Source organism: Streptomyces poriferorum (assembly GCF_019399235.1).
GTDB lineage: Bacteria > Actinomycetota > Actinomycetes > Streptomycetales > Streptomycetaceae > Streptomyces > Streptomyces poriferorum.
The window spans coordinates 1-8528 of sequence record NZ_JAELVH010000321.1 but is presented as its reverse complement, the minus strand read 5'-3'; the positions used below and the strand labels follow the sequence as shown (position 1 = coordinate 8528).

Here is an 8528-nt window from a genome sequence, read left to right as displayed (position 1 = left end):
GAGGACGGGGGCGGGCCGGCGAGGGTGCCGCGCCTCCGGGGCGTATGACGCAATGGCGTGCGTTGAGTGATACCGAGGTCGTCGAACTTGCCGCGCGGTTGCGGTCGTTGGACTGTACGTGGGAGCTGGGGGCCACGCCGAGCTCCAGACGGTCCGCACAGTTCACGCGTCAGGCGCTGATGATCCGGCCGCGCTGGGAACTCCTCGACACCGGGTTCAAGCGGCCCGGGCGTGGCTCGTCCCGCAGCAGACGAGCACAGGACGAGGGGATGGTCGAACGCGTGCGGCTGCGCCTGACCGACTACGCGGCCGAATGGGGCCCGTCCCAGGACGCGTTCGCAAGGATGGCCGCCGCGCTGCACACGTCGTTGGGTGCGCCGACGGACCGCAGGCCGGGCAGCACTGCCGCGATTCACTGGGCGTCCGGTCCCGATACCACCCTGGTTCTCGAACACACGGGAGACTCGGTGTACTTGGAACTGGTGACCAACAAGCGGCTGTCCCTCGACGAGGAACTTCTGCGGATGGACGAGGAAGGACTGCTGTGACGGGCTGGGACGGGTTCGGGGAGAGGCTCGCCGAGCAGCTGAGCACGCTGGGCGCCGGATCGGTGCTGATCATCCGCGAGGGCGGAGGGACGGGCCGGTACGCGCAGTTCCTGCAGAGCGACGAAGGGGTGGAGGCCGAACTGGTCGGTGATCACGGCCTCGACCCGGCGCTGCGCGCGGGAGAGGAGGGCTCCCGGCTGATCGTCGAGGCGGGCTGGAAGCCTCCCCAGGACACCGTCTACGGCCACAACTGGTGGGCCGAACTGCCCTGGCCGTCGCCTTCGGGCGCGTATCGAAAGCTGGCGGGGATGACGGTGACCGGCCTGCGCGACGGCCTGCGGATCACCGGCCCGGAGGCCCTGGTGTACGAGGCGTGGGACGGGCGCAGAGGCAATCGCGACCTCGCCCTGCCCCTGCTGGGCATCGACCCGAAAAGCTGACGAAATCCTGACGAGGGGCGGCGGGCGTCGGCATGACCGAGCAGGACACGCGAGCACAGCGGCTGGCGCGGCTCGCCGCACAGGTCGACTGGTCGAAGGTGACCGATCTCTATACCGGCGAGCGGTACGGCCCCGAGGTACTGACAGGTCTCTGGGCGACCGACCGCGTCACGGCCGGCAGAACCTGTATGGATCTGCGCTTCGCGGCCATCGGCGACGGCAGCTCGGTGAGCGGGGCGGCCGCCGAGATACTGCCGTTCCTCGTCGAGGCGGCACGGGATCCGGACGTGACGGTGCGCTTCGAGATCCTGCAGACGATCGCCGACATCGCCGGCACGGGCAACACCGCCCCGACCGCGAAGGTCGACCGGATCCTTGAAGGCAGGTGGCGGCCCACCGTCGACGCGGCGTGGCCGGCCGCCTGGGAGCGAGCCGCCGAGGAGCTGCTGCCGCTGCTCGACGACAGGAACTACGTCATCCGGGGCGGCGCGGTCCGTCCACTGGCGCAGTCCGCGGCCCACGCGGACCCCCTGATCGCCGACTTCCGTACACGCTTCGACGACGAGCCTGACCCCTGGTCGGCCGGGTGCCTCGTCCTGGGCGTCGGCGAGCTCGCCCGCCACGCCACCCGGCGACGCGGCGAGGCACTCGCGTGGCTGCGGCACCGTATGACCGTCGAGGGCAAAGGACCGGAACCCGACATCGTCGAGGACGTCGACGCCTGGCTCGCGTGGGACGAGGAGATCCGCCACGATGTCCGGCTCCAGGCGGTGGAGGCCTTGTGCCGCGCCCTGCCCGGGCACGCCGATCCCCGCTACGCCCCTGTCACCACCGCCGCGCTGCTCACTTCCTCCGCCGCGACGGCCTACCCGCCCGCGGAGTGCTTCTTCTCGCGCATCGACGTCATCACCGAAGCCGACCGGCGGCTCGGAGCCGACCTGCCCGAACGGCTCACCCTCGCGCACGCGCTGCTGCGCCACGACCGCACCGACGAGCGGGCGGGTGGCCTCAGGATCGCCGCGACCCTGATGTCCCGATGGCGCTCCGCCGTACCCGCGCTCCTGCCGGCCGTGGCCGAGCTCGTGGGTGATGCACGTCCGCAGAACCGTGCCTTCGCCCTGCGCGTCCTCGCCATGTGCGGAGCCGCCGCACACCCTTGGGCCGACCTCGTCGCCACGCATCTCACCCCGGCCGGCGAACCCGACGAGCTCACACGGGAGCACGCCGCGTGGGCGCTGAGCCGGATGGGCGACGACCGCTGCGTCCCGTACCTCCTCGAACTGCTCCGCACCCGCGGCGATTTCACCCACCGCCCCACGGGTTCGATCGACCGTCCCTGGAACCGCAGCGACCTCAGCCTCACCGAGGCGCTCGCCCCCTTCGCCGCGCACAGCGACGTACTCCTCGCCTCACTGCCCAGAGAGCCGGCGGCGGGGGAACAGAACGCGCACGACCACCGCTCCGACGCGATGGCCACCCTCCGGAGCCTGTGTCGGCTCCCCTCGGACCCCCGGCAGGTCGCACCGCACCTGCTCGCCCTTCTCGACGCCGACGAACGCCCCGTGCGCCACGACGACTGGCGTTCCGTCCGCGACGACGAGGCTCTGTGCGCGGCGGCCCGCGCGGTCCTGGACGCCGTCTGATCCCGTCAGAGGTCCCCGCGCGCATCCGGATGCGCCGTGCACCAGGCCGCCATCGAGAGGTCCCAGTCGTCGCCGGACAGCGCGGTGAGCGAGGCCGGGAACAGGCCGTCCTCCTCCTTCGCGATGTGGTGGTACAGCTCGTCGACCGCCTCGCGCAGGCGTACGACGTCCTCGGCGCGCCCCAGATCGACCTGGTCGAGGAACGCGGCGAGCTCACGGTGTTCGGCCACCAGCGCGTCGATGTACCCGGCGTACTCCTCATCGCCGCCCATCACCGCGAACAGCCCCTGCTCCTCGCCCTGCCAATGGGCCCGCAGTTCCCGCCCCATGCGCGCCACCAGCTCCGCGGCCAGGCCCTGGTCACCGGAGTCCAGTGCGCGCAGGGCGCCGCCCGCCGCGTCGGTGACGGACTCGTGCTCCGCGATGAACTCCTTGATGAGCGGGATCTCACGACAGCCGCAGTAGTGGCACATGCGCCCACTCTAGACAGCTATGAGGCATTTCCAGGGGCCGTCGGCGGCGCATCAGCCGTCCACCCTCTGACAGACTCCCGCCATGCATGTACGCACCACTCACCACTGGGCCCTGCGCCCCGCCACCCCCGAGGACCTCGAAGCCATAGTCGAACTCCGGGCCGTCGTGATGCGCCCGGACCTCGTCCGCCTCGGCCGCTACGACGAGGACCGGGTGCGCCGGCGGATGCGGGACTCCTACGTGCCCGAGCACACCTCGGTGATCGTCGTCGAAGACCGCTTCGCCGGCAGCGTCACCCTCCGCCCCCACCAGGACGGGCACTGGCTGGAGAGCTTCTTCATCGACGAGAAGGTCCAGGGGCGGGGCATCGGCTCGGCCGTGCTGAGCGCCCTGCTGGCCCGTACGGACTCCGAAGGCGTGCCGGTCCGCCTCGACGTGCTCCAGGGCAGCGCGGCCCGGCGGCTGTACGAGCGGCACGGGTTCGTCCTGGAGCGCGAGGACCCCGTCGACGTGTTCATGGTGCGACGGCCTGTACGCCCGTCGTAGCAAGAAGACCGTATACCCGTCCAAGAAAAAAGAAGGGCCCCGTCCCACCGCTTGCGCGATGGGACGGGGCCCTTCTCGGTGCTCTTGTGCGGAGCTACCAGGTCAGACTCTCAAGTACTTACTTGAGGATCTTGGTGACCTGGCCGGCGCCCACGGTCCGGCCACCCTCACGGATGGCGAACTTCAGGCCCTCTTCCATGGCGACCGGCTGGATCAGCGCGACGTCCATGAGGGTGTTGTCACCCGGCATGACCATCTCGGTGCCCTCGGGAAGGGTCACAACGCCCGTCACGTCCGTGGTACGGAAGTAGAACTGCGGGCGGTAGTTGTTGAAGAAGGGGGTGTGACGGCCACCCTCGTCCTTCGACAGGATGTAGGCCTGGGCCTGGAAGTCGGTGTGCGGCGTAACCGAACCCGGCTTGATGATGACCTGGCCGCGCTCGACGTCCTCGCGCTTGATGCCACGGAGGAGCAGACCGACGTTCTCACCGGCCTGGCCCTCGTCGAGCAGCTTGCGGAACATCTCGATGCCGGTGACCGTGGTGGTGGTCTTCTCGGTCTTGATACCGACGATGTCGACGGTCTCGTTGACCTTCAGGACACCACGCTCGATACGACCGGTGACGACCGTGCCACGACCGGTGATCGTGAAGACGTCCTCGATCGGCATGAGGAACGGCTTCTCGACGTCACGCTCGGGCTGCGGGATCGACTCGTCGACGGCGGCCATGAGGTCCAGAACGGTCTGGCCCCACTCCTTGTCGCCCTCAAGAGCCTTGAGCGCCGAGACCTTGACGACCGGAAGGTCGTCGCCCGGGAACTCGTACTCGGAGAGGAGCTCACGGACCTCGAGCTCGACGAGCTCCAGGATCTCCTCGTCGTCCACCATGTCGGCCTTGTTCAGCGCGACGACGATGTAGGGGACGCCGACCTGGCGGGCCAGGAGGACGTGCTCCTTGGTCTGCGGCATCGGGCCGTCGGTGGCGGCGACCACGAGGATGGCGCCGTCCATCTGCGCGGCACCCGTGATCATGTTCTTGATGTAGTCGGCGTGACCCGGGCAGTCGACGTGCGCGTAGTGACGCGACTCCGTCTGGTACTCGACGTGCGCGATCGAGATGGTGATACCGCGCTGGCGCTCTTCGGGAGCCTTGTCGATCTGGTCGAAGGCCGAGGCCTCGTTCAGGTCCGGGTACGCGTCGTGCAGCACCTTGGTAATGGCGGCCGTGAGGGTCGTCTTACCGTGGTCAATGTGACCGATGGTGCCGATGTTGACGTGCGGCTTAGTCCGCTCGAACTTTGCCTTCGCCACTGGGTCCTCCTGCGGAGTGGTTCTGTACGCCTTGCTTCATCGGCGCCAGGTGATCTTTGCTGGGATGCCGGGGCCGGGGGCATTCGACACATTGCTTGCGCGTTGTGTCAAATGCCCCACCAGGCTCCGGTGATAAGCCTAAAGCGTCAACTCGGGGAGTTACTCGCCCTTGGCCTTCGCGATGATCTCCTCGGCGACGTTCCGCGGAACCTCGGCGTAGGAGTCGAACTGCATCGAGTAGCTTGCGCGACCCGAGGTCTTGCTGCGGAGGTCTCCGACGTAGCCGAACATCTCCGAGAGGGGCACGAGGCCCTTCACGACGCGAGCGCCGCTGCGCTCCTCCATGGCCTGGATCTGGCCACGGCGGGAGTTGAGGTCGCCGATGACATCGCCCATGTAGTCCTCGGGCGTGGTGACCTCGACGGCCATCATCGGCTCAAGGAGCACGGGGGACGCCTTGCGGGCACCCTCCTTGAACGCCTGCGAACCGGCGATCTTGAAGGCGAGCTCCGAGGAGTCGACCTCGTGGTAACCACCGTCGAGAAGGGTGACGCGGACGCCGACCATCTCGTAACCGGCCAGGATGCCGAACTGCATGGCTTCCTGAGCACCCGCGTCCACCGAGGGAATGTACTCACGGGGGATGCGGCCACCGGTGACCTTGTTGACGAACTCGTAGGACGCGTCGCCACCCTCGATGGGCTCGATGGCGATCTGCACCTTCGCGAACTGGCCGGTACCACCAGTCTGCTTCTTGTGCGTGTAGTCGATGCGCTCGACGGCCTTGCGGATCGTCTCGCGGTACGCGACCTGCGGCTTGCCGACGTTCGCCTCGACGCGGAACTCGCGCTTCATGCGGTCGACGAGCACCTCGAGGTGAAGCTCGCCCATACCACCGATGATGGTCTGGCCGGTCTCCTCGTCGGAGTGCACCTGGAAGGACGGGTCCTCCTCGGAGAGGCGCTGGATGGCAACACCCAGCTTCTCCTGGTCACCCTTGGACTTGGGCTCGATGGCGACCTGAATGACCGGCGCCGGGAAGTCCATGGACTCCAGGATGACCGGGTTCTTGTCGTCACACAGCGTCTCACCGGTGGTGGTCTGCTTCAGGCCCATGACGGCGATGATGTCACCGGCGCCCACCGACGCGATCTCCTCACGCTTGTTCGCGTGCATGCGGTAGATCTTGCCGATGCGCTCCTTCTTGCCCTTGACCGAGTTCAGCACCGCGGTGCCGGCCTCGAGGCGACCGGAATAGATCCGGACGAAGGTGAGCTTGCCGAGGTGCGGGTCGCTCGCGATCTTGAACGCCAGGCCGGAGAACGGCTCGTCGTCCGAGGGCTTGCGCGAGATGACCTTCTCGGGGTCCTTGACGTCGTGGCCTTCGATGGCCTCGACGTCCAGGGGCGAAGGCAGGTAGCGGACGACCGCGTCGAGCAGGGGCTGGACGCCCTTGTTCTTGAACGCGGTGCCACAGAACACCGGGGTGACCGTGACGGAGTCCGCGGTGCCCTTCGACGCGAGCGTGATCCGGCGGATCGCCTCGTGCAGCTGGTCCTGGGTGGGCTCCTCGCCCTCCAGGTACAGCTCCATCATGGCGTCGTCGTTCTCCGAGACGGCCTCAAGGAGCTTGCCGCGCCATTCCTCGGCGGCCTCCTTCAGGTTGTCCGGGATCTCGATGACGTTGTACATCTCGCCCTTGGCGGCCTCTTCGGGGTACACGAAGGCCTTCATCGACACGAGGTCGACGACGCCCGTGAAGTCCGCCTCGGCGCCGATGGGGAGCTGCATGACGATCGGGACGGCGCCGAGGCGCGCGACGATCATGTCGACGCAAACGGAAGAAGTCGGCGCCGGTGCGGTCGAGCTTGTTGACGAAGCAGATACGCGGCACGCCGTAGCGGTCCGCCTGACGCCACACGGTCTCGGACTGCGGCTCGACGCCGGCCACACCGTCGAACACGGTGACGGCACCGTCGAGGACGCGGAGCGAACGCTCCACCTCGACGGTGAAGTCGACGTGACCCGGGGTGTCGATGATGTTGATGGTGTGGTCAACATCATTGAGCGGCCAGTGGCAGGTCGTCGCGGCGGACGTGATCGTGATGCCGCGCTCCTGCTCCTGCTCCATCCAGTCCATCGTGGCAGCGCCGTCGTGGACTTCACCGATCTTGTACGAGACGCCGGTGTAGAAGAGGATCCGCTCAGTGGTGGTCGTCTTGCCCGCGTCGATGTGGGCCATGATCCCGATGTTGCGGACCTTGGCCAGGTCAAGCGAAGTGGTGGCCATAAGGCTCAATCTTCTCTCGGTCTCGATGGGGTAAGCGACTACCAGCGGTAGTGCGCGAAGGCCTTGTTGGACTCGGCCATCTTGTGGGTGTCCTCGCGCTTCTTGACAGCAGCGCCAAGACCGTTGGAGGCGTCGAGCAGCTCGTTCATGAGGCGCTCGGTCATCGTCTTCTCACGACGGGCGCGGGAGTAACCCACGATCCAGCGCAGCGAGAGGGTGGCGGCACGACCGGGCTTGACCTCGATCGGCACCTGGTAGGTGGCGCCACCGACACGGCGGGACTTGACCTCGAGCGAGGGCTTGACGTTCTCAAGCGCGCGCTTCAGCGTGATGACCGGGTCAGCGCCGGTCTTCTCGCGGAGGCCTTCCATGGCGCCGTACACGATCCGCTCGGCGGTGGAACGCTTGCCGTCGAGGAGGATCTTGTTGATCAGCGACGTGACAAGAGGAGAGCTGTAGACCGGGTCGATGATGACCGGGCGCTTCGGGGCGGGGCCCTTACGAGGCATTCTTACTTCTCCTTCTTGGCGCCGTAGCGGCTGCGGGCCTGCTTGCGGTTCTTGACACCCTGGGTGTCGAGCGAGCCGCGGATGATCTTGTAACGAACACCCGGCAGGTCCTTCACACGGCCACCACGCACGAGCACGATCGAGTGCTCCTGCAGGTTGTGTCCCTCACCCGGGATGTAGGCCGTGACCTCGATGCCGGAGGTCAGACGCACACGTGCGACCTTCCGGAGCGCGGAGTTCGGCTTCTTCGGGGTGGTCGTGAACACACGCGTGCAGACGCCGCGGCGCTGGGGCGAACCCTCGAGCGCGGGCGTCTTGTTCTTCTCGACCTTGTCCTGCCGGCCCTTCCGGACCAGCTGCTGAATCGTAGGCACTACTTCTCCGGTTTCTGTGTGCCGTCGTTGTAACTAACCTGGAACGCCTCCGACCCACGCGGTCGGGTGTGTCGGATACTGCGGGCCACTCCCCTGGAGCAGTGGAAGCACAGATCACGGTGGCCAAAGACGGACTCGCCGTGCGGTTGAGGACACGCACACGAGCCCAGGCACACCCCAGGCACAAGGTCTGAGCGTACCTACCTCATCGACTTGGGTCAAAACAAATGCCGTCCAGGCCACAGGCCCCGCCACGGCTGTCCTGCCGTAACCGTCCGGATACGGCGCGCGGCCGAACCCCCTTCACCCACCTGCGGACCCATCAGCGATCCAGCACAAACGCCCGGCCGCGGCACAGGCCGCCCCCTCATTCCTGCCCACCGGACCGGCCC

At 67.5% G+C, this 8528-nt stretch carries 8 protein-coding genes and 1 pseudogene; 4 read left to right on the top strand and 5 right to left on the bottom strand.

Going from position 1 to position 8528, the window contains the following annotated elements:
• Window positions 1–62 precede the first annotated feature (62 nt).
• The 3 genes from JGS39_RS34430 to JGS39_RS34420 are packed head-to-tail and all read left to right on the top strand — an operon-like array spanning window position 63 to window position 2631.
• On the top strand, window positions 63–548 hold the full coding sequence (locus JGS39_RS34430; protein ID WP_236065877.1) for a DUF6301 family protein: 486 nt from the start codon (window positions 63–65) through the stop codon (window positions 546–548).
• On the top strand, window positions 545–988 hold the full coding sequence (locus JGS39_RS34425; protein ID WP_219573678.1) for a TY-Chap domain-containing protein: 444 nt from the start codon (window positions 545–547) through the stop codon (window positions 986–988). The genes JGS39_RS34430 and JGS39_RS34425 overlap by 4 nt, the downstream gene beginning before the upstream one ends.
• A gap of 32 nt (window positions 989–1020) precedes the next feature.
• Window positions 1021–2631 carry a HEAT repeat domain-containing protein gene (locus JGS39_RS34420; RefSeq protein ID WP_219573677.1) on the top strand — a complete coding sequence of 537 codons (1611 nt, stop codon included), beginning with the start codon at window positions 1021–1023 and terminating at the stop codon, window positions 2629–2631.
• A gap of 5 nt (window positions 2632–2636) precedes the next feature.
• Here JGS39_RS34420 and JGS39_RS34415 read toward each other — a convergent pair whose 3' ends face one another.
• On the bottom strand, window positions 2637–3104 hold the full coding sequence (locus JGS39_RS34415) for a hemerythrin domain-containing protein (protein ID WP_219573676.1): 468 nt from the start codon (window positions 3102–3104) through the stop codon (window positions 2637–2639).
• Window positions 3105–3186: 82 nt separating this feature from the next.
• On the opposite strand from JGS39_RS34415, the gene JGS39_RS34410 reads away from it, so the two are divergent.
• Window positions 3187–3651, top strand: a complete 465-nt coding sequence (locus tag JGS39_RS34410) for a GNAT family N-acetyltransferase (RefSeq protein ID WP_219573675.1) — start codon at window positions 3187–3189, stop codon at window positions 3649–3651.
• A gap of 118 nt (window positions 3652–3769) precedes the next feature.
• Here the strand turns inward: JGS39_RS34410 and tuf are convergent, their stop codons facing one another.
• The 4 genes and pseudogenes from tuf to rpsL form a co-directional block, all read right to left on the bottom strand.
• Window positions 3770–4963: an elongation factor Tu gene (gene tuf, locus JGS39_RS34405; protein WP_219573674.1), complete on the bottom strand. Its 1194-nt coding sequence runs from the start codon at window positions 4961–4963 to the stop codon at window positions 3770–3772.
• 159 nt (window positions 4964–5122) lie between these two features.
• A pseudogene (gene fusA / locus JGS39_RS34400) lies at window positions 5123–7253 on the bottom strand (elongation factor G).
• Window positions 7254–7291: 38 nt separating this feature from the next.
• Window positions 7292–7762, bottom strand: a complete 471-nt coding sequence (gene rpsG / locus JGS39_RS34395) for a 30S ribosomal protein S7 (protein ID WP_014154599.1) — start codon at window positions 7760–7762, stop codon at window positions 7292–7294.
• A 2-nt stretch (window positions 7763–7764) separates the two neighbouring features.
• Window positions 7765–8136 (bottom strand): 30S ribosomal protein S12, encoded by a 372-nt coding sequence (rpsL, locus tag JGS39_RS34390; RefSeq protein ID WP_003948652.1) that lies wholly within the window; start codon window positions 8134–8136, stop codon window positions 7765–7767.
• Window positions 8137–8528: the final 392 nt, after the last annotated feature.